Source organism: Liquorilactobacillus mali KCTC 3596 = DSM 20444, from assembly GCF_000260415.1.
Lineage (GTDB): Bacteria > Bacillota > Bacilli > Lactobacillales > Lactobacillaceae > Liquorilactobacillus > Liquorilactobacillus mali.
On the sequence record NZ_BACP01000059.1, the window covers coordinates 1 to 21,918 of the forward strand.

Genomic DNA, 21,918 nt, shown 5'->3' on the forward strand with positions numbered 1-21,918 from the left:
AGCCCCTTTCTTTACTTTCTTAATACCATAGCTTTGCTTAACTTTTATTTTTCTGCAAAAGTGATAATCTGAGTCTTTACAACTGTTGGTGTTAATTCAATTATTCTAGCCCCTCGTTTCAGCGAGCCGTAAGTATTATATCCAGTTACATTGCCATAACCAAGTTTTATTCCCTTATAATCAGCAATAAAATTATTGTCATGGTCGTGGCCTACAAAAAGAGCTTTAATATTTTTCGCCTTTTTTAGACTATAGAATAAGCCGGAATTATATGGCGATGCGCAAATGCTCTCATTCTTTTTCCCCTCCTGATATGAATCTACCAAGTTATATTCAGGCAGAGGAATATGCATGAATGCAACATCTTGCTTGTTTTTTCCCTTCTCATAAGGCAAATGCCAGAACCATTCAACTTGTTCCGGCTCAATAGCAGCATAATCTTCTGGCTCCTCCTTTAAATAATCACCGCTATCCCATACATACAGGACATTGCTTAACTTATTATCTCGGTAAACCTCTAGTGTATAGCTTTCACGACCATTAACAACCATACTGTGTTTCTTCGGTACTCTATGCTCAAGGAACTGTTCGCATTCTCGCAGTTCCGCTCTTGAATGTTGCCCTTCGCTATCATGATTTCCATAGGTTACAGCAACTGGAACATTGTACTTATTCAACATTTTATACAGTTCACCCAGTACCTTGTCGGGTTTGTCAACAGACTTACCCCAAATAAGATCACCAGTAATCATGATTAGGTCAAAATCATTTTCTTTTAGCAATTGTTCAATTTGTCGAATAGTTTTATTGCTTGCATCATTGAAAGGATACTCACCCAAATGAATATCCGTCAATTGACAAATTCGAAAATTTTTATTACCTGTAATCTCCAAATTCATGGTTGCACCTCCTACAAATAATATTTATTTTCCAAATATGTGTTGAATCCAGCAGAAACACTTTCAACCTTATGAGCATCCGCACCATAAACTAAAGGTATTCTTTTCTCCTGTGCCTGTTGTATCCAATTATAATTTGGACTGGTTTCTGTTTGGGTGCTCCTAAAGAGGCCTGCAAAATTACAATCAAGAAGTTCGCCTCTATCAGCTATTTCATCCAAAATAGCATGCAATTTATCTTGCACTTGCTCATCCTCCCAAACTGTGTTGCTGGAAAACTCATTTCTCCACTTACGGTACAACATAATATGCCCATACCTTTTTGGTTTATAATGTGTATCCCATGTTACAGCTTCCATCACAGTAGTTAGATAAGCTTTAGCAACTTCCACAGGCCGTTGATATTCGCTTAAAACTCCATTTTTAAAATCAAGCAAACTATCATCTACCGCACTCAACCCTGCGTTAGTTGGCAGAAAATGAACTGATAAGATTGTATCATCAACTTGGTTAGCATACTTCGCTAATTGATTTTGCGTCCATTCTCGAAACTCAGCGATGTAATCTATTTCAAATCCAATCAATATCTTGATGTCAGCTTGATATTTCTGCTTAATCTTCTGCATTTTCGTAAAATACCTTGGTAACTCATTAATACGCATAGCAGCAGTATATATTGAATGCGCAGATCCATTTGCCTTTTCATAAAATGCTTGTGGTAATGGAAAATGCTCGGTAATTGAGTAGGCCTTAAATCCCTCTGCGATTGCCTTTTGAATATATAGTTCAACATCTTCGCCGCTTCCATGTGAGCAAAACTCTGTATGATTATGTCCGCTCCAACTATCTCGAGGAATTTCTCTTAGTTGTTTCAAGCTTAACATCCTAAAACCCTACCTTTTCAATATCGCCTTTTCTGACATAAAATTTCACTGCTTTTCCTACCGTAAAAGTTTGTTGCTGATTTAAGAATTCTGCCTTTAGTTCCAGTCCATTATCTGAAGTAAGCCTGTATTCAATGCGATCACCCAGTATGGATATATTCTTAATATTTCCAGAGACAACTATGTAATCATCACTGTCACCAGTCATATTCGTTTGGAAAAGCTCGGGTCTAATAATGAAACTGCTCTTATCATTTTCTGCAACTTCAACTCCTAGACTGCGCAATTGTCCAGTTTCAAGGATGTTATGATTACCAATGAACTTAGCCATAAATATATTTTGCGGATGCTTATAAATTTCTAGTGGCGAACCTTGTTGTTGAACTTTTCCATTGTCCATTACAATAATTTCATCAGAAATTGCCATTGCCTCAGCCTGATCGTGCGTAACAAACAACATCGTGATTCCTAATCTTTGTTGATATTCTCTGATTTGATTGCGCAATTCAATTCTAATCTTTGCATCTAAGGCACTCAGAGGTTCATCTAATAATAAGATCTTCGGCTCTAAAACCATCGCCCTAGCAATCGCAACACGTTGCTTTTGTCCACCAGAGAGATTCTCAGGATAACTTTGCTTTTTATCTTGCAAATTAACAGTTTTAAGTATTGCACCAACCTTTTCTTTAATTACTGCATTTGATTCTTTTCTGACCCTTAGTCCATAGGCAACATTTTCAAAAACTGACAGATTAGGAAATAACGCATATGATTGAAAAATCATTCCGATGTTTCTCTGATTGGCCGCTAAATTCTGGATCTCCTTGCCATCGAGCAGAATCTTTCCCGCTATTTTTTGGTTTAGACCCGCAATCGCCCTGAGTACCGTTGTCTTTCCGCTACCACTTGGTCCGAGAAATGTTGTCAGCGTATTTTTTTGAATTTTAAAATTCATATCTTTAATTACCTGATTACCAGATAAATTAATGGAAAGGTCCTTCACTTCTAAGAAAATAGAACTCATAATTTTTTTGTATCCCCCACTTCTTCTACTTTTTTATTACCTTGTCGCTTCATGATAGCAATCATAATTATTGAAATTACTGCTAGAAAGAAGAAGTAAACTGTTGTCAAAACACTGCTTGCTTGCCCATTACTCTGCATTAAACGATACATATAAATTTTGAGTGTTTCATAGTTTCCACCTAAAATTATATTAGTTAGCACATATTCACCAAATGCACTTGTGAATGTTAGCAGCATTGCAATAAACATTCCAACACGAATATTGGGTATCACAACCTTCACGAATGCTTTTAATGGGGAATCCCCCAAAATCAATGCCTGCTCAAACATAGCACGAAAATCGTGGGCAATAAAAGCATTATCGAGTGCTTGATATGTGACAGGTAGGCTCAACAGTGAAATTGCTAGTAAAAGTACCAGCATTTGTGGAATTGGCAGATTAGCATATACTCTTACCAATCCAGTAACTAGAACAATTCCTGGAATGGTAAACGGCAGAACTGTAATAAATCTTAGTCTTGCCTTAATACTCTCATCGTATACATTGGCGTAGAATACAACAGGTAAAAAACAACACATTGCAATTATAGTAGTTACAATTCCAAGAATTATCGATCTTATCAAAGCAGACAGAAAGTCTGAGTTAGTGACAAGCTGCAGATACCATTCAAGCGTCCAGCCATCTGGAAGAATAGTATTTACCCACGATTTAGCAAAAGAGTACATAATTGTCGCTATAATCGGTGCGACTAAATATACTGAAATCAGTGCAATTACTATCTTTGCGATAACTTTGTCGGCATGTTTTTCCATTTTCAGCTGATTCTCCTCCCTTTGATATTTGTAACTCTATTGCCAAGCCATACTATTATTGTCATAATAACTGTAAAAAGCGTTGCAAAGGCACAAGCTAGAGGTACATTGGCTACCAACTCACCATTAATCAATGATCCAATAACTGTCGGGATTGAAACCAAATTGTTGCCCATCAAAGCATAGACAGTCTCATAAGTCCCCATTGCATTTGCAAAAAGCAAAACAAAGATTTCTACAATGTTGGGAAGTATGATTGGGAAAATTACTTTACTAATAAAAAACATTTTAGAAGCCCCTAAAACATCAGACACTTCAAACCATTCCTTACTTAAACTGTCTAGAACCGGAAAGAAAAACATGATTCCCAAAGGAATTTCAAAAAAAGTATAGGCAAATGTCATACCTGTAACAGAATAGATATTCAAGGCATCATGTACATGCAGAGTACTTGTAATTGCCTTAAAAATACCCGCGTTACCAAATAAGATTATCAAGGAAAATGCCAATGGTACACCTGCAAAGCTTGATGACATATTAAACACTGTAATTAAAATATTTTTTGTGCTTAAGGATAGCTTAGTTAATGCCCAAGCCCCAATTATAGATATCACTAACGATATTAGTGACGTTATCAATGAAATACTAATACTGTTATAAATTGCCCCACGATAATAGCGTGAGAAGAAAATCTGGTGATAATTAGAAAAGCTAAAGCCCCCATCCATATTCTGCAAGCTTGAAATCAACATTACACTTACAGGTACTATTAAGACTGATAATATCAGTAATCCAAACGGTAAAAATATTTTTAATCGTGTAGCCATAGTTTAGTTTGCTCCTGTTACTTTATTCTTCCATTCTTGACCTAATTTCAGTGTTTCCTTGTTCCAAACATTGTTATCCTTTACATGATATTCTTTCTTATATTCACTTTCAGGTATCAGCTTTGCCTTTACAGCTGCTGGTAATTTTACGTCTTTACGGATTGGTCTTGCGTATCCCTTAGCCAAATTAATTTGTCCTGCATCTGATAAAATATATGATCTTGCCAATTTTGCGGCATAAGGATGAGCTGCGTTTTTATTAATAACTTCGGCATACCCACTTTCAACCGTACCATCCGTAGGAACTGTGATCTTATAACGCTTGGAATCAATCTGATGTGCATAATTCAAAGCATTAAAGTCCCACATTACAGCAACTTGAATCTCGCCTTTTTGCAAGTTTTCAATCGTTGTATCAACTGTTGATAAGCGATTTTCCTTTTGAAGTTTGGCAAAGTAATTAAGACCTGGATTAATATTCTTTTCACTACCACCATTTGCAAATGCAGCAGCTAAAACAGAATACTGTGCTTGTGCTGCAGTAGATACATCCCCAATGGCAACTTTGTACTTTCCTGAAGCCAATTGTTTCCAGGAAGTTGGTGCGTCTGAAGAACTAACATTTTTTGTATCCGTAATAAAAACAATTGAGCCAGTATATCCGGCTGAATAGTACCCATCTTTATCCTTTGCCCATGATGGAATATCTTTCCAGTACTTTGTTTTATATGCGGCCAACAAATTCTCCTTTTTCGCAGTTGGCGCAACATTCAGACCGATATCACCTATATCTGGCGCACTAGAAGATTTCCCAGCTGACTTAAATTTTTGTAATTCTTGTGCACTAGACATATCCGTATCAGTATGTGAAATTCCAAATTTTGACTTAATATCATTCCATGTTCCTACCCAGTTTGCCCAAGTATCTGGCATACCTACAGAAACCACTTTGCCTTCTTTTTTTGCTTGCTTAACAATCGTATTCCAATCATTCGAAGTAGCACTTGCACTACTACTATTTGAACATGCACTTAATGTCCCCATTACAAAAAGTGCTGCTAGAGTTACCAAATATTTATTTCGCTTTCTCATCGAAAATACCCTCCAAAACTTTTTTATGCTCTCATATCTTAAGCACGTTGAATAGTATACAAATTTAATGTTATGAATAAGTATTCAATGTGTAACGGTTCTGCATTTATTTGGTAATTCTTTTGTATTATTTTAAAATAATTTATTCTTAAAATTTATCGTAAAAAAACATCCTCTCGTTTAAGTTGTGTTTCCCAGCTTAAACGACAAGATGCATTTTTATTTGACCTATGCTGTTCATTTTAAAATTCCAGCTTATTTTGTTGCTTCTTTCTGACTAAAATCATTCCTGCAGAGATATACAATAAATCTACAAATAGGATTCCCAGCCATTTTTGCGATGTTGGTGTTGCAATAACGATGCTGTGATTAATGAGTATTCCTGTAAAATCTAACATAAAGTGATACAGAATAGTCCACTTCAAACTCCCTGTTCTTAGATAAATCGCTGCGAGCATTATTCCGATTGCAAATGCATTAACAGCTTGTAACAATGTTGCAGAGAATGATTGTCCGAAGAGATTAATCATGTGTGTCACACCAAATAAGATACTGCTGACTAAAATTGCAGACAGATAACTGCTAAAATTGCGCTTACTATGCTGTATCATATTATTGAGCAGTATTCCTCGGAAAAAAAGCTCTTCAAATACAGCAGCTGATAATGCTAACAATATTGTATCCACAATCCGATATAAACTGGCATTCGGTAACTTTACGACCCAAGCCGTAAGATAGAACAAGTAGAAGACTATTGGCAAACTATTAATTTTCAGCAATTCACTAAGTGAAATATTCAACCGATGATGCAATTTAAGGTGTAAATATTTCTTATTTAAAAAAAGAACCAGTAAGGTCAACAGTACATCATCCACAATAACACGATTATCTGATTTAATTCCTGCAAGCAAATATGTAAAATGAATTATTATAAACACTCCTATCAGACATAACCAGATTCCAACGGTAGTTTTCATAGCCTTTAAATTCATTTTTATTCCCCCCTTAAAAAATATTATATACAGTACTTCTCATCCCATTATACAATAAATTTTTAGAAATTTTCTGCGTACTAAAATAGGCACAAAATAAATTGTGATATAACGCAATAAAAATTAAGTACTACCACAACATTACAAATACAGCTGGTACTTTGCTATGAGTAATTCAAGGTTAACGGAGAACTTTGATTTATGGAACATGTTTATACAGTGTAAATAAAGGAGTTAGATCAAACTTTAGCTTTTGATCCAGCTCCTCTAACTTAGATGTAAGATTTTAATTTACGGGGCACTTTTATACTGAATCAATATTGGAGCTAGATTACGTTATCTTTTGCCCCAACTTCTCAACTAATTGCGTATAAATGTGTTCTTCACCATTCACTTTTTAATATTCATACACCCTTGTTTCATATGGTCTTAATTCTTTAACATTTTTATCATCATAATTACTAATTATTAATTGCTTATTTTTTGGAACATCATAGTTACGCACAACATTTTTATCAGTAAAATTACCTATAACTAACAATGTCTTCCCTTCATATTTTCGTTTATATGCAAATACTTCTTCATCATCCGGATCAAGTTCAACGTAATTACCATAGACAATCAAATCGCTACTATGACGCAAATCTATTAATTTCCGGTAATAGTAAAATATTGAATTCTGATTGCTTAATTCTTTTTCAGCATTGATTTCAGAATAGTTCTCATTTAACTTCATCCAAGGTGTACCATCTGTAAAACCAGCATTCTTGGAATCATTCCATTGCATTGGCGTTCTTGCATTATCGCGTGATTCTGTAGCTAAATAACGCATCATTGTATCATGATCAACTAATTTTTCATGCTCCACAATCTGATGATAAGCCTCAAGTGACTCAATATCCTGATAATCTTCCAAATGTTTGAAATGTGCATTGGTCATTCCCAATTCTTCCCCTTGATATATATAAGGTGTCCCTTGCAACATATGCAAGATTGTCGCTAATAACTCTGCTGACTTAACTCGATATTTTGGTGAATCATTGCCAAAACGCGAAACAACACGTGCACGATCATGATTATTCCAATACAGACTATTCCAACCCTTACCATCTAGTGCTTTTTGCCATTTAGAAAGTGATTTTTTCAAATCTAATAATTTAACAGGCTTATCATTCCATTTTCCTATTCTTGGATCATCATTCATTGTTAAAGTAACATGATCAAATTGAAATATCATATTCAATTCCTTTGCTTCTAGTCCTGTATACTCAATAGCATCTTCTGGGGTTGAACTAGGCATCTCTCCAACACTCATCACATCATAATTTGAGAGAACTTTATCATTCATTTCTCTCAAATAATCATTGAGTTTTGCTCCATCTGCTACCATTGGTTCAACATTTGCATATTCAGCTTTCTCAAGATTGGGTGCATCTGGAAATCCAGCTGGTTTCGATAAAAAGTTAACAACATCCATTCTAAAACCATCTATGCCCTTATCAAGCCAAAATCTCATTAAATCCCAGACATGTTCACGTACTTCTGGATTTTCCCAATTCAAATCCGGTTGACCTTTAGCAAAAAGATGCAAATAGTACTGCTTGGTTGCTTCACTGTACTCCCATGTAGATCCACCAAAAAATGAGCCCCAGTTATTTGGTGCTTTTCCATCTTTGCCATCACGCCAAATATAGAAATTACGGTATGGATTATCCTTGCTCTTCTTACTTTCTTTAAACCATTCATGCTGATCAGAAGTATGGTTAACAACCAAATCCATTACAATCTTTAAATCCAGTCGATGTGCCTCTGCTAATAGCTTATCAAAGATCTCCATATTTCCAAATTTTGGTTGAATTGAGCGATAATCACTAATATCATATCCATTGTCCTTATCTGGTGACTTATATACTGGATTGAGCCAAATCACATCAACACCTAATTTCTTAATATATGGAAGGCGCTTTAGCACTCCACCCAAATCGCCTATCCCATCACCATTACTATCTTGAAAACTCCTTGGATATACTTGATATACAACCGCCTTTTGCCACCATTTCTTTTTCATTTTACTATTCCTCTCCTTCAATTAAATATTATTTACTTGTGGTTTGTCTTCCTTGATAACACTAACTGCAACAGCACCCAAAAGCATAACAATTCCTGCTACCAGAATCATCCCCGGCATAGATTTATTGATTAATGGGAAAATTGCAAAACTCGCAACTGATGCAATAATTTGCGGTAAACAAATTCCACAATTGAATAATCCCATATAAGCGCCTTCATTTTTACCGTCTAACGCAGAAGTAAAAATTGAAAATGCCTCAGTCTGCATTGTAAGATATGAAATTCCAATCAAGCAAAACGGTAAAATTAATAAATATTCGTTATGAATCATAAAAACACCTGTAAAACCAATTGATCCCAGTACAAGACCGACTCTAAACCAAAATTTTCTCTTCAAAGGGTTTGTCTTTGATAAGATTAAAAATCCCCAAATAACTGCGGCTATTGATTGAATACATGTTAAAATTCCATACCAATTTCCTGCAGCTTGATAACCGGTTGATGCAGTATTAGCGGTATTCCAAACATTTTTGGCAATTGCTCCGGTCGCATATGTCCATAGATATTGAAATGCAAACCAATCAAACAACTGTACAAATGAAACTTCCCAAAACGCACGTGGAGCCTTCTTAATCAATGACCATAGTGAAGGAGTTTTCTTATGATGATTAAGATCTAGATGATGGTATTCAGCATATGTTACCGGATCATATTCCTTGACCTTGATAACTGTATATATCGAAGTTGCTAATAGAATTACAGCTCCGATGTAAAAAGAAAGTCTGACAGACAAAGGAACAACTCCTTGTTTTGCAATATTTGAAACGCCAAACATTGTAAGCAAGAACGGGAAAACTGTAGCAACAACTCCTCCAAGATTACTAAATGATTGCTGCCAAGACCAAGCCAAATCTTTTTGATCTTCATTAACCATATCTCCAACAATCATCTTGAATGGTTGCATACAAACATTACTTGATAAATCCATGAATAAAATTGCAATTGCTCCGAAAGTTAGTGCCGCGATAGATGCATATCCAAAACCAAAGGATCCAGCATTTGGCAACAGCACCATTACTAATGCTGCAATGGGTGCTCCTAACATCAAATATGGTATCCTTCTACCATATTTATTTGACCAGGTTAAGTCTGAATACTTCCCAACCAATGGCTGTACTACCATTCCTGCTAGTGGAGGCAATATAAAAAAGAATCCTAATTTAGTTGGATTAGCACCGATTGTCTGAAAAATTCGACCCATTTGCGATGATTGTAAAGAAAACGCCATATTGACACCGAAAAAACCAAAGGTCATTGCAAAAATTGTACTAAGTGGCAACTTAGGTAGAGAATTTGTGATGACTTCGCCAGTTTTTTTGTGACCGGTTACATTTTTACTAGAACTAATTGACCCAGTGACTTTCCTTTCCATAACTATCACTCCTTTACATTTATTGTATAACTGTTTTCACAAAGTATTATAATACTTAGAGCAAACGTTTACAATAGATATTTATAACAAAAGAAAACGTTTGCGTTATATATTTTATGCTTATTTGTTTTATTCTGATTTTGCGTTAAAATAATACATGTAAAATGTAAGGAGAGCTGTCATGAGTGCAACTATTAAAGATATAGCTAGAGAAACCGGTTTTTCCACTGCAACTGTTTCGCGTGTATTATCCGGCAAGACAGGTTTTTTTAGTTCAAAAACTGCTGTGATCGTAAACGAAACTGCTGCAAAACTAGGATATAAAAAAAATATGGCTGCAACTGAACTAGTTACACAAAAAAGTAACGTCATAGCCGTGATTGTTAACTCCACTAAAACAAATTTTTCAGACCAAATAATCAGTGGTATCCAAAAAAAGGCTGATGAGGCCGAAAAAAGAGTTATTATTTTATATGCTGGAGACCGTGACGAACGTGCACAAAAAATTGCATTATCAACTGCTTTAGAACGACCTATTCTTGGAATACTACTTCTAGCAGTTGATCTTTTTCCATCAAATCTTGAGATTCTGACGTTTTCGAATACTCCTTTTTACTTTATCTCAATCTCATTTAAGAACAATAAATTAAATTATATTTCATCCAATGATCAAGAGATTGGCTATCAAGCTACCAAATACCTAATTACACAGGGACACAAAAATATTGGTATTGCTGGATTAAATATTACAAATAGTGCTCATACTGGGGCACTACGTTTCAAAGGCTACCAAAAAGCATTACATGAAGCGGGTATATTATTCAAGCCAGATTGGCTACAGACAGGTGATTATAGTTACAAGTCTGGCATTACTGCCCTGCAGAAATACTACTTAAAAAAAGATGTTACAGCTGTAATTGCAGCTAGTGATTTGGTTGGCATTGGGATTTTAAATGAATGTAGTCGCTTAAAAATTAGTGTACCTACTGAACTATCAATTATCACTACAGATGGTACTAGCCTTTGCGAACTAGTTCGACCTCAATTATCAAGCATTACCCAAGATTTTTATCGCATGGGATATTTGGGAACTACTTACCTAATTAATAGTGTTCAAAGTAATGCTTATACGAACATCGTTATTAGTCAACGACAGAGTGTGAAAAAATTTAATGATTTTGATCATTAAAAAATGTATAGAAAAAAGTTAGACCAAAAAAATTTGATCTAACCTCTTTATTGATTTTGGATAAACTTACTCCAATAAGTTAAATTGTGACCCCTATCACACCGTACTATTTCATATCTCAGATAATAATTTAAAACCAAATCGGCATCATCAGTGCAGTAACTGCTGTCGCATCATACTTGACAGCGCGTTGTTTTATTTGATTGTGCAATGTAATCAACGCCTCTGGAAAATCTTTTTGATGCCGCCAGTAATACAAAACTATTTTTTTGGAGAGCTTACTAGCGACCATATCACAGTTTTCAGTTTTCTCAAGTTCCTCAGCCATAGCCAAAATAATTTTCCCAGCTTCTTCTTGTCTCTTAACTTGCTCGTCAGCGTAAGCAGCACTCAATTGATCTAACATTTCCTTTACATTTTGTTCTTTTTTCATAATTTTCCCCCCTAAAATAACTCATTCAAACAAATTCCGCAAAATTTGATTTCTATTATTAATAAACATCTCCGTTATCTGATAACTTTCTGTCTCCTCATATGTACAATTGTGGACCTTTCCATCATCAAATACCAAAATTTTAGCCCTAGGATATCCTAAAAGAATCGGTGAATGCGAGATGATAATAAACTGTGAACCGGCCTTGACACAATCCCTAATCTCAGCCAAAAGTGTGAGTTGTCGTTGAGGTGATAATGCTGATTCAGGCTCGTCCAAAAGATATAGCCCGTTTGGCTTAAACTGCTTTTGCGCAAGTGCTAAGAAACTTTCGCCATGTGACTTTTCATGATACTTTTCCGATGGATGCTTTAAATCGGCATATTCCATTTCCTTTGTGGCAACATTATAAAAGCTCTCTGCACGCAAGAAATATCCCCAATCTGCGTGTATGGCTCCGCGTGCCAAGCATATTCCATCAAGTAATTCCGAGTATGTATCGTATGTCGAGAACTGATAGTTACGGCTTCCACCCTCAGGATTGAAACCATACTTGATTGCAATAGCTTCTAGCAGAGTTGATTTCCCACTTCCATTCTCACCAACAAAGAACGTCACCGCATGATCAAAATCTAGTTGTGTTAATCCCTTTAATGAATCTATCTTCCTAGTATAACTATCCTCAGCGATTTTGTTCCAATCTATCGTAATTCGTTGAATAAAGTTAGTATTGACTTCAATCACCCTCTTTGTTTACTTTTCCGCCTCAATACTTCTTAATCTCATCTTTTTACTCTTCAGTGAAAAGATAGCTAAATTTTCTAACTAATCCGATTGACCTCTGGTTGTGGATATCAACTTTAGAGGCAAAACCACCTAATTGTCTCAACCTAGTCTTCAAATTACTTATTAATCTTACTTGTTCCAGAAACCGAATATATCATTCTTCTACTCGTTAGTTTTACTAATCAAATTATAATCACTTCAAACCATACCTTAATTAAAATTATATTCAAATTCATCTGACTTTATTATAGAATATATAAAGCAATAAATCATTTGGAGGAAAAGAAATGTACATTCACTTGCTTTCTTTTATTAGCCCATCTGCAGCAAAATCCATAAAAAAGTCAGTAGACTCTTATGGATAGACGCTATGGTATTATCCTAGCTATTTCTGGAGCATCATTTTGGGGAACATCTGGTGTTGCAGTGCAGTACCTATATCAGCACACTGCAATTACATCCACTTGGTTAGTTGCCATGCGTCTGATAGGTGCTGGGTTACTCCTAGCAACCTGGGCTCATCATCTACATTGCGGGGAAATAAAGACTCTGTTACTTGAAAAAAGTGCATGGTCAGAGCTGCTTCCTTTTTCAATTATTGGGGTTGGAGGTTCACAATTCACTTATTTCATGGCAGTTCAATATAGTAATGCTTCTACCGCCACAGTCATTCAGTTTCTCTCACCACTTTTCATAATCTTATATACATTACTTGTAAAACGGATTTTACCAAAACGGATAGAAATAATTTCTGTTTTTGTAGCAATCATCGGGACTATTATTTTAGTTACTGGCGGTCATTTAGAGCATTTGTCACTCTCAACACAAGCACTTATCTGGGGACTATTAGCAGCCTTCTGTACCGCAATGGAAGTTGTACTTCCTAATCAGCTGATGCAGCGCTATCAGACAATTCCACTAACGGGAGTCTCAATGCTACTTTGTGGGCTTTGTCTTCTACCTGTTTTTGTACTTGTACCATGGCCTCATCTCACAATATTTGAGTGGGGACTGATTGTATACATTATCATTGTGGGAACGCTTTTTGCCTATTTATTCTTTCTAGCAAGCATCCGCTATATTCCTGCTAGTACTACCGGAATGTTGGGTGCATTTGAGCCACTAGTCGCAACGATTCTAACCATTGCTTTGCTAGGTACTCATCTCAGTACATTTTCAGTTATCGGCGGTACGTTGATTATCCTAGCGACGATTATTCAATCACTCCCCCTTGAAAAAATTATTAAGGCACATAAAAAAGCAAGGTGACCCAGATGAAAATGGGAATGCTTGCTTTTTTAGATCATGTACTTAGTGCAAATTATGGTTTCTTAGTAATATCAGAACCAAAATATTTTTCTGAAAGTTTCTTCAAGGTACCGTTATCTTTAAGCGTCTTCAATGCTTTATTAATACGTTTTTGTAATTTTTTATTTTTCTTATTTAAGAGCGCTGAAATTTTAACTGGTTTAACTTGCTTTGATAAGTCTTTGAAGTGCAAATCACTTACTTTGTTAGTTTTGGCATATGCATAGTATGCTTCTGCAGCATTAATTGTTCCCTGAACTCTTCCCTGACGAATTAATGATAAACTTGTTGCAAAATCACCTGAAGAAACAATTTTTGCTTTATACTTTTTCGCAAGAATTTCGTTATTTGTACCAGTTCCCTCTGCAAATTTTTTATTCTTAATTTCCTTTAAATTATTAATTTTATTCTTTTTTGAAGAAATCACAGTATATCGTGAGTAGATATAGGGGTTAGAAAAAATGTATACTTTTTTTCTTTCTGGTGTCTGGGTAATGTTGTTTAACACTATATCATACTTTGAAGCTCCAACTCCTGCGATCAATGAATCCCACTTTGTCGGCACGAACTTTACTTTTACTCCCATTTGTTTCGCAAGAGCCTTCCCCAAATCTACTTCAAATCCTGTCAATTTTCCATTTGAACGATACGAATAAGGTTTATAGGTTCCTTCTAGTCCAATTGTTAGTTGATCTTTATTTATTAGATCATCTTTATATGAAGATGCATTAACCTTTGAAGTTAAAACTGTGAAGATCCCAAAAGCAATCGCGATTGTTGCCACTAATACTTCTATTTTCAAAATAAAATCCCGTTTTTTCATATTAAAAATCTCCCTAAATTAATTTTTATTTTAATACCATTGATGATAGGAACTTCGTAATTCTCAAATTTTTATTATTCTTGAAGAAAGGTTCAGGTTCACCATCATAAATAATATCCCCATCTTCGACAAATACTATTTTGTCAGCTACTTGCTGCGCAAATGACATATTATGTGTAACAATAACCATTGACTGACCATCCCTCGCAAGCTGCAAAAGAACTTGTAAAACCTCAAGTTCTAGTTCAGGATCCAGTGCCGAAGTGGGTTCATCAAGTAATATGTACTCTGGATTCATAGCTAAAGATCTTGCGATTGCAACTCTCTGTGCCTGTCCACCTGAAAGCTCTTCAGGATAATTATTAATCTTGGATTCCAGTCCAATTTTCTTTAATATTTTTTTTGCATTTTCAATTGCAGTTTTTTTATCAAGTTTCAGTACCTGTGTAGGCCCTTCGATTATATTGCCAAGAACTGAAAAATGCGGAAAAAGATTATAACTTTGAAACACCATTCCTGTTTTCTGTCGTACATATGCTAATTCTTTTTTATTAACACCCTTTGTAAAGTCAATTATCAGATCATCAAATAAGCATTTACCACTTTCTGGAGTTTCTAATAAGTTTAGTGAGCGTAAAATTGTTGATTTTCCTGAACCAGATGGTCCTACTAAAACGGTAACTTTCCCCCTTTGAAAATCTAAATTAATATTTTTCAGAACAAGGTGATTACCATACGATTTACTGACTTCCTCTAATTCCATCAATTATCACTTCCTTTCATGTTAGATTTTACCCCGAGTCTACTCTCAAGCTTTCCTTGTCCCCACGAAAGTATGGTACAAAAGACAGCGTAGACAGCAGCTACCAAGGAATACATCAGCAGTGGCTGATAATTTTCTGCAGCTATTTGCTGACTTACTTCAAACATTTCAACGATAGTTATAGATGCAGCTAAAGATGTGTCCTTAACTAAACTAATAAAACTATTTGCGAGCGGTGGTACAGAGACTCTCAATGCTTGTGGCAATATAATTCTTTTCAATGTTTGTTTTCTAGTCATCCCAATTGAAAAAGCCGCTTCCCATTGCCCTCTGGGAACAGAACTAATTGCAGCTCTAATTGTTTCAGATGCATATGCCCCAGTATTGAGTGAAAAGGTTATTACTCCCGCAATGAAAGCATCTAATTTTATTCCATCTGGAGCTATCCCCTTTATTTTCAAGTAAGGTAAACCAAAGTAAACTATAAATAATTGCACTAACAACGGGGTGGATCGAAAAAGCCAAACATAAAACCTAAAAAATAATTTTATTACTATGAAAAAACCGTTATTTTTAGTCAATCTTATTAACGCTGTAAAAAGAGCTAATATTATTCCAAAGAAAAAAGAAATAAGCGTTAACGGAACGGTATATTTGAACCCAGCCTCCAAAATTTGAGGTAAAGCTTTACTAATTATTTCCCACATCCAAACTTCCTCCTAATGTATATAAAAATATAAAAAAAAGCGAAATCTTAAAATAAAAGATTTCGCCTCATCCGTTCCATTTTTTAGCTAGAAAAAACTCATGCCAAAACAGTGGATCGTCTAAGACGTAATCCACAAAGACACATATATTGAATTTTGGATTTCAATATGTTCATCTTAATTTCCTCACTAAAACTAATTATAATAACAATCTTATGTTAGTTGATTTAATAAAATAAGTCAATACTTTTAATAACCAAAAATTAATATTAAAAAGAAAGAGCTGAGGCAAAATTTAACTTTTGGCCCAACTCTTTATATAAATTTCTTGTCGTCAATAATTTAACAAAAATGCTAAAAAACTGAATCAACACTTTTTAATTGTTTTCTGTTCGCGTTAAAACCGTTATTGATTCAATATGTGTCGTCATTGGGAACTGATCAACAGGTTGAATTGGTTTTGCCACTTGATAACCCTTTTCTGTGAATAACTGAATATCACGTACCAATGTAGCTGGATTACAACTCACATAAACGATCTTTGCTGGGGCCAATTTTGCTGTACTGTTGATAACTTCTGATTCCAAACCTTTACGAGGTGGATCAAAGACCACAACATCGGGTTTAATGCCCTCTTCAGACCATTTAGCCATCCAATCACTCGCTGTCCCAACTTCGAAGATTGCATTATCAATATTATTTGCAGTTGCATTCTTTTTAGCATCATCAATTGCTTCTGGAACAATTTCAACACCATAAACTTTTGCAGCCTTTTGAGCGAGATTCAAGGAAATCGTACCGATTCCACAATATGCATCAATCACAGTCTCTTTGCCAGTTAATTCTGCGGCCTCAACAACTTTTTGATAGATTTTCTCTGTCTGAACGGAGTTAACTTGATAGAATGAATGTGCGGAAATCTCAAAATTAATACCATTAAGGCTGTCAGTGATGTGACCATCTCCAGCAAGAATTTTTTCTGTCTTTCCTAAAATCACATTTGTTTTTTCCTGATTGATGTTTTGCACAACTGTACGCACATCTGGGCAAGCCTTTAATATTTCACCCACAACCTCATCTGATTCCGGAATTTTCTTCGCCCGTGTTACTAACACTACCATTACTTCATGTGAATAATGTCCACGGCGCACAATAATATGCCGGACCACACCCTTATGTGTCTTCTCATCATACGCACTAATCATGAACTTACGCAAAATATCGCGTACAGCTTTGATTACTTCATCAATCCGTTCATCTTGAATGAGGTAGTCTTCCATTGGAACAAAATTATGACTATTTTTCTTAAAAAATCCGGTTTCAAGCCGATTTTTAACCATTCTGACAGGAACTTGCGCCTTGTTACGATAATGGATCGGTTTATCCATCCCCAAAACTGGGGCAACTTCAACTTCTTCTAAATGTGATTTCTTCAATAGTTCCACAACCTGATTACGTTTAAAACTGAGCTGTGCATCATATTTAAGATGTTGTAATGGGGCAATTCCTGTTTGTGTATAAGTTTTGTCAATTCCTGCTGTTCTGAGTGGACTATCATTATGTCTGTTAATAACTTTTGCAAAACCATAATTCTTACTTACTTTTATAACAGTGATATCCACAACCTCATCGGGTAGTGCGTTTTCAATAAATAATGGGTAATGCTCAACTTTACCTACACCCATTCCTTGGTATGTCAAATCGCTGATTGTCAGCGTTAATTTTTGATTTTTTGCTACTGGTGGTTTACTCATTTAGTTCTCCTTTTTATGAATCATAGCTTAACTTTATACTGAATTGTTGATAAGTGCAATCTTTATCCACACAAAACAGCCGCTTGATTTTATTTAAACCAAACGACTGTCCGACTTATCAACATGTTACTAACTATTTTTTGTTTGGTACCCCAATTACTCCATCACCATCAAGATCCTTCTCCGAAAGATCCTCAACTTCTGCTACAAAATGCTCTGCAATGATTTTCTCAGTTGTATTGGAGGATGTAATCGCAGTTTCTGGAATCTTGTCCGTATTAGCGAACATTTGAATATGCTGCTTCAAATTTTTGAAAACCATCGGAGCATCTCCGCCATATTCACCATCAATATTAATCATCATCTTTTCATCAACTGGTTTAGCAATCACCCTGGAGGTTTTAACATACAAAATTCGTGGATCCTTAATATGACGTCCACCATTCAAAACCATCGTCATTAACTGCAAGATCTCAACAAGATTGCTCGTCTTAACCACAATCAACGTGAATTTGCCATCATCAAGCGATGCATCAGGAACAATTTGTTCAAACCCCCCAATCGAATTGGTCAATGCTAGGAAAAACATTGACGCCTTGCCATCAAAAACACCATCGTCATATTCGAGATGCATCTTGATTGGTTTAATTCTTGGTAAGATTTCTGCACCCTTAACAAGGTAAGCGAGATATCCAAAGAGTGACTTATATTGTGATGGAACACCATATGTCAATTCCGTCAACAATCCACCACCTGCAATATTTACAAAATATTTTTTGTCAGCTTGACCTATATCCATGCTAACATTTTTGCCTTTGGCAATCACCTTTGCGGCAGCTATCGGATCTTCACGTGGAATCTTTAATGCTCTTGCATAATCATTTGTTGTCCCTGCAGGGATAATTCCCATCATTGGACGGTGTTTCAATGGAGCAATTCCATTAACTACTTCATTGATAGTTCCATCCCCGCCAGCCGCAACAATTAGGTTGAAGCCAGCACGTGCTACCCGTTCTGCCTCATCACGTGCCGAATTTGGCTTAGCAGTCGTACGATATGCACTCGTCTCATATCCGGCATTCTCAAGAATGTCGAGAATTTCAACAAGATCATTGCGCATCGCCTCACGCCCAGATGTTGGATTGTAAATAATCCGACAACGCTTCTTCATCGCTACCTCTCCTTTAAATCTACACAAAAAAACTTTTAGTAACTTTATGTTTTATTATCTCTTTTTCAAGCTGTCCATTAATAATTTGTTAACAATCTTAGGGTTTGCCTTCCCATGAGTTTCCTTCATGATTTGACCAACCAAGAAACCAATTGCACGACCCTTACCGTTCTTGAAATCTTCGATTGATTTCTCATTATTATTCAAAACTGTCTCAATCAATGGTTCCAAGACAGCTGGATCTGATAGCTGCACAAGCCCTTTGGCCTCGACCCAGGCCTTTGGTTCACTACCATTTGAGATGATTTCTTTAAAGACCTTCTTGGCAATCTTAGATGAAATCGTGCCATCTTCAATCAACTTAATCATGCCTGCCAAGTTTTCTGGTGTTAACTTTGTTTCAAGCAATTCCAGCTTATTAGCATTCATATAAGCATTAACTTCACCCATTAGCCAGTTAGCAGCAAGCTTTGCATCAGCACCCTCAGCAACGGTTGCTTCAAAGAAATCAGACATTTCCTTAGTTTGTGTAAGAACACCTGCATCATACTCGGGAATTCCCCACGACGAAACATACTTTTCACGACGCTTATCGGGCATTTCTGGAATTGATGCACGAACTTCTTCGATCCAATCATCTGAAATACGAATTGGTGGAATATCTGGTTCTGGGAAGTAACGATAGTCACTTGCTCCTTCTTTGACACGCATCAAGATCGTCTCACCAGTTGGTTCATCAAAACGGCGAGTCTCTTGCTGAATTTTTCCACCCGATAACAGAACTCTTTGTTGTCTCTTAGCTTCGTAGTGGGTACCCTTTCTAACATGCTCGAATGAGTTCAAGTTCTTCATCTCAGTCTTAGTTCCAAATTTGTCAGAACCAATTGGACGTACTGACACATTAACATCAGCACGCATTGAGCCTTCCTCCATTTTAACATCAGAGATACCTGTGAATTGAATAATTTGACGCAAACGTACCAAGTAAGCATATGCTTCATCAGCAGAAGTAATGTCTGGCTTTGAAACAATTTCAATCAACGGTGTTCCTTGGCGATTCAAATCAACATACGAATAGCCATCTGGACTATGCGTGTTCTTACCAGCATCTTCTTCAACGTGCATTTCTTCAATTCCAATTTTCTTTTTTTTACCATCTACTTCAATTTCAAGCCAACCATTGCGACCAATTGGTGTTTGAGACTGTGTAATCTGGTATGCCTTAGGGTTATCGGGATAAAAATAATTCTTACGGTCGAAATGAATATCTTTAGTAATCTCACAGTTAAGGGCCAAGGCAGCACGCATCCCATATTCCAGTGCACCTTTATTGACAGTAGGCAATACGCCTGGGAACCCCCAGTCAACAACATTAGTATTCGTATTTTGTTCTACACCATATTTAACAGGTGCAGGTGAGAAAGCCTTCGATTTTGTCTTCATCTCAATGTGGACTTCTAGTCCTATCGTTGTTTCAAAATTCATTAATCTTGCCCCCCAAACGTTGGAACTTCTTTATGAAAATCAGTTGCCTGTTCAAATGCATAACCTGCACGATACATTGTCTCTTCATCAAAACGATTAGCAATCAACTGCATTCCAATTGGAAGGCCTTTTGCAAATCCTGCAGGAAGTGACATACCTGGAAGTCCAGCTAAGTTAACAGGAATTGTTAAAATATCGTTCATATACATCGTAATCGGATCATTAATATCCTCACCGATTCCAAATGCCGTAGTTGGGGAAGTTGGTCCTAAAACAAGATCATAGTCATTAAACACATTGGCAAAATCTCTGCAAATCAACGTACGAACTTGCGCAGCCTTCTTAAAGAAAGCATCATAAGTTCCGGCAGATAGTGAGAAGGTTCCAAGCATGATACGACGCTTGACCTCATCACCAAAACCTTCTGAGCGAGATTTTACGTAAACATCTTCCAAGTTCTTAACATCAGCCGCACGGTGACCATAGCGAATACCATCGAAACGCTGCAGGTTTGAACTTGCTTCAGATGAGGCAATAATGTAATAAACAGGCACACCATACTTACTATGAGGAAGACTAACTTCATCAACAGTAGCACCTAATTTTTCAAAGACTGCAATTGCATTTTTAATGCCTTCCCGAACTTCAGAGTCGACACCTTCACCCATGTATTCTTTAGGAATTGCAATCTTCATCCCTTTTATATTGCCATCCAACTTAGCCGTGAAGTCTGGAATAGCATGACTTGAACTAGTTGAATCGTGAGGATCTAAACCACTAATTGCGTTTAACAAAATTGCATTGTCCCTAACCGTACGAGTCAGTGGACCAATCTGATCAAGACTTGATGCAAAAGCAATCAACCCATATCTTGAGACCCGACCATAGGTTGGCTTTACTCCAACAATCCCATTATAAGCTGCAGGTTGGCGAATTGAACCACCTGTATCTGAACCAAGTGCAGCAATCACTTCACCAGAAGCAACTGCAGCTGCAGAGCCACCAGATGAACCACCAGGAACTTTAGTTTGATCCCAAGCATTCTTCGTCAATTTGAATGCTGAACTCTCAGTCGAACCACCCATTGCAAATTCATCCATATTAGTCTTACCAACTGTAATTGTTTGAAGAGCATTTAACTTCTCTATTACAGTTGCATCATAAATCGGATTGAAATTCTCAAGAATCTTGCTGGCAGCCGTCGTCTTCAAATCTTTTGTTACAATGTTATCCTTGATACCTAAAGGAATACCTGACAAAAGATTGTCTGCAGCGACTCCTTTTTGATCAAGCTGAGCTGCCTGTTTTAATGCGGCCGCTTTGTTTAAATTCAAGAATGCTCCAATTTTTTGATCACGCTTTTCAATATTATCAAAAGTCTGCTGTGTAAGATCAGTCACACTTAATTCCTTATTGACCAATAATTCATGCAAGCTCGCAAAATCATGCTTAAAGTAATTCATG

General features: G+C 36.2%; 20 protein-coding genes. 2 read left to right on the plus strand and 18 right to left on the minus strand.

Translation table 11 applies throughout. The features are described from left to right. Positions 1-44: 44 nt before the first annotated feature. The 9 genes from GSM_RS10510 to GSM_RS10550 form a co-directional block, all read right to left on the minus strand. The gene (locus tag GSM_RS10510) at positions 45-899 is read right to left on the minus strand and encodes a metallophosphoesterase family protein (RefSeq protein ID WP_003688478.1); all 855 of its coding nucleotides are present in this window, start codon (positions 897-899) and stop codon (positions 45-47) included. An 11-nt stretch (positions 900-910) separates the two neighbouring features. Continuing rightward, entirely contained in the window at positions 911-1,783 is an 873-nt protein-coding gene (gene hisJ / locus GSM_RS10515; RefSeq protein WP_003688480.1) for a histidinol-phosphatase HisJ, read from the minus strand. Position 1,784: 1 nt separating this feature from the next. After that, positions 1,785-2,807, minus strand: a complete 1,023-nt coding sequence (locus GSM_RS10520; protein ID WP_003688482.1) for an ABC transporter ATP-binding protein — start codon at positions 2,805-2,807, stop codon at positions 1,785-1,787. Next, on the minus strand, positions 2,804-3,622 hold the full coding sequence (locus tag GSM_RS10525) for an ABC transporter permease (RefSeq protein WP_003688484.1): 819 nt from the start codon (positions 3,620-3,622) through the stop codon (positions 2,804-2,806). The genes GSM_RS10520 and GSM_RS10525 overlap by 4 nt, the downstream gene beginning before the upstream one ends. A gap of 2 nt (positions 3,623-3,624) precedes the next feature. Continuing rightward, positions 3,625-4,449, minus strand: coding sequence for an ABC transporter permease (locus tag GSM_RS10530; protein ID WP_003688486.1), 825 nt, complete (start codon positions 4,447-4,449; stop codon positions 3,625-3,627). 3 nt (positions 4,450-4,452) lie between these two features. Then, positions 4,453-5,541, minus strand: coding sequence for an ABC transporter substrate-binding protein (locus GSM_RS10535; protein ID WP_003688488.1), 1,089 nt, complete (start codon positions 5,539-5,541; stop codon positions 4,453-4,455). A gap of 242 nt (positions 5,542-5,783) precedes the next feature. Further along, entirely contained in the window at positions 5,784-6,533 is a 750-nt protein-coding gene (locus GSM_RS10540) for a CPBP family intramembrane glutamic endopeptidase (protein ID WP_003688489.1), read from the minus strand. A gap of 397 nt (positions 6,534-6,930) precedes the next feature. Then, positions 6,931-8,601: a glycoside hydrolase family 13 protein gene (locus GSM_RS10545; protein WP_003688491.1), complete on the minus strand. Its 1,671-nt coding sequence runs from the start codon at positions 8,599-8,601 to the stop codon at positions 6,931-6,933. A gap of 21 nt (positions 8,602-8,622) precedes the next feature. Next, positions 8,623-10,035 carry an SLC45 family MFS transporter gene (locus tag GSM_RS10550; protein ID WP_003688494.1) on the minus strand — a complete coding sequence of 471 codons (1,413 nt, stop codon included), beginning with the start codon at positions 10,033-10,035 and terminating at the stop codon, positions 8,623-8,625. A 181-nt stretch (positions 10,036-10,216) separates the two neighbouring features. Here GSM_RS10550 and GSM_RS10555 point away from each other — a divergent pair, with 181 nt between their 5' ends. Next, positions 10,217-11,224, plus strand: coding sequence for a LacI family DNA-binding transcriptional regulator (locus GSM_RS10555; RefSeq protein ID WP_003688496.1), 1,008 nt, complete (start codon positions 10,217-10,219; stop codon positions 11,222-11,224). Positions 11,225-11,354: 130 nt separating this feature from the next. Here GSM_RS10555 and GSM_RS10560 read toward each other — a convergent pair whose 3' ends face one another. Further along, positions 11,355-11,657 carry a bacteriocin immunity protein gene (locus tag GSM_RS10560; protein ID WP_003688498.1) on the minus strand — a complete coding sequence of 101 codons (303 nt, stop codon included), beginning with the start codon at positions 11,655-11,657 and terminating at the stop codon, positions 11,355-11,357. 21 nt (positions 11,658-11,678) lie between these two features. Beyond that, positions 11,679-12,401: an AAA family ATPase gene (locus GSM_RS10565; RefSeq protein WP_003688500.1), complete on the minus strand. Its 723-nt coding sequence runs from the start codon at positions 12,399-12,401 to the stop codon at positions 11,679-11,681. Positions 12,402-12,800: 399 nt separating this feature from the next. Here GSM_RS10565 and GSM_RS10570 point away from each other — a divergent pair, with 399 nt between their 5' ends. Continuing rightward, positions 12,801-13,712: a DMT family transporter gene (locus GSM_RS10570; RefSeq protein WP_003688502.1), complete on the plus strand. Its 912-nt coding sequence runs from the start codon at positions 12,801-12,803 to the stop codon at positions 13,710-13,712. Between the two features lie 52 nt (positions 13,713-13,764). Here the strand turns inward: GSM_RS10570 and GSM_RS10575 are convergent, their stop codons facing one another. The 7 genes from GSM_RS10575 to gatA form a co-directional block, all read right to left on the minus strand. Beyond that, complete coding sequence (locus GSM_RS10575) at positions 13,765-14,574, minus strand: transporter substrate-binding domain-containing protein (protein WP_003688504.1); 810 nt, start codon at positions 14,572-14,574, stop codon at positions 13,765-13,767. A gap of 25 nt (positions 14,575-14,599) precedes the next feature. Further along, positions 14,600-15,337, minus strand: a complete 738-nt coding sequence (locus GSM_RS10580) for an amino acid ABC transporter ATP-binding protein (RefSeq protein WP_003688507.1) — start codon at positions 15,335-15,337, stop codon at positions 14,600-14,602. After that, entirely contained in the window at positions 15,337-16,044 is a 708-nt protein-coding gene (locus GSM_RS10585; RefSeq protein WP_003688508.1) for an amino acid ABC transporter permease, read from the minus strand. The genes GSM_RS10580 and GSM_RS10585 overlap by 1 nt, the downstream gene beginning before the upstream one ends. Before the next feature lie 377 nt (positions 16,045-16,421). Further along, entirely contained in the window at positions 16,422-17,798 is a 1,377-nt protein-coding gene (gene rlmD / locus GSM_RS10590; RefSeq protein WP_003688510.1) for a 23S rRNA (uracil(1939)-C(5))-methyltransferase RlmD, read from the minus strand. Positions 17,799-17,931: 133 nt separating this feature from the next. Further along, complete coding sequence (locus GSM_RS10595) at positions 17,932-18,969, minus strand: diacylglycerol kinase (RefSeq protein ID WP_003688511.1); 1,038 nt, start codon at positions 18,967-18,969, stop codon at positions 17,932-17,934. A 54-nt stretch (positions 18,970-19,023) separates the two neighbouring features. After that, a complete protein-coding gene (gene gatB / locus GSM_RS10600; RefSeq protein WP_003688512.1) occupies positions 19,024-20,454 on the minus strand; it encodes an Asp-tRNA(Asn)/Glu-tRNA(Gln) amidotransferase subunit GatB in 1,431 nt (476 codons plus the stop codon). After that, positions 20,454-21,917, minus strand: coding sequence for an Asp-tRNA(Asn)/Glu-tRNA(Gln) amidotransferase subunit GatA (gene gatA, locus GSM_RS10605; protein ID WP_003688514.1), 1,464 nt, complete (start codon positions 21,915-21,917; stop codon positions 20,454-20,456). Before gatA ends, gatB begins: the two co-directional genes overlap by 1 nt. Between the last annotated feature and the right edge of the window lies 1 nt (position 21,918).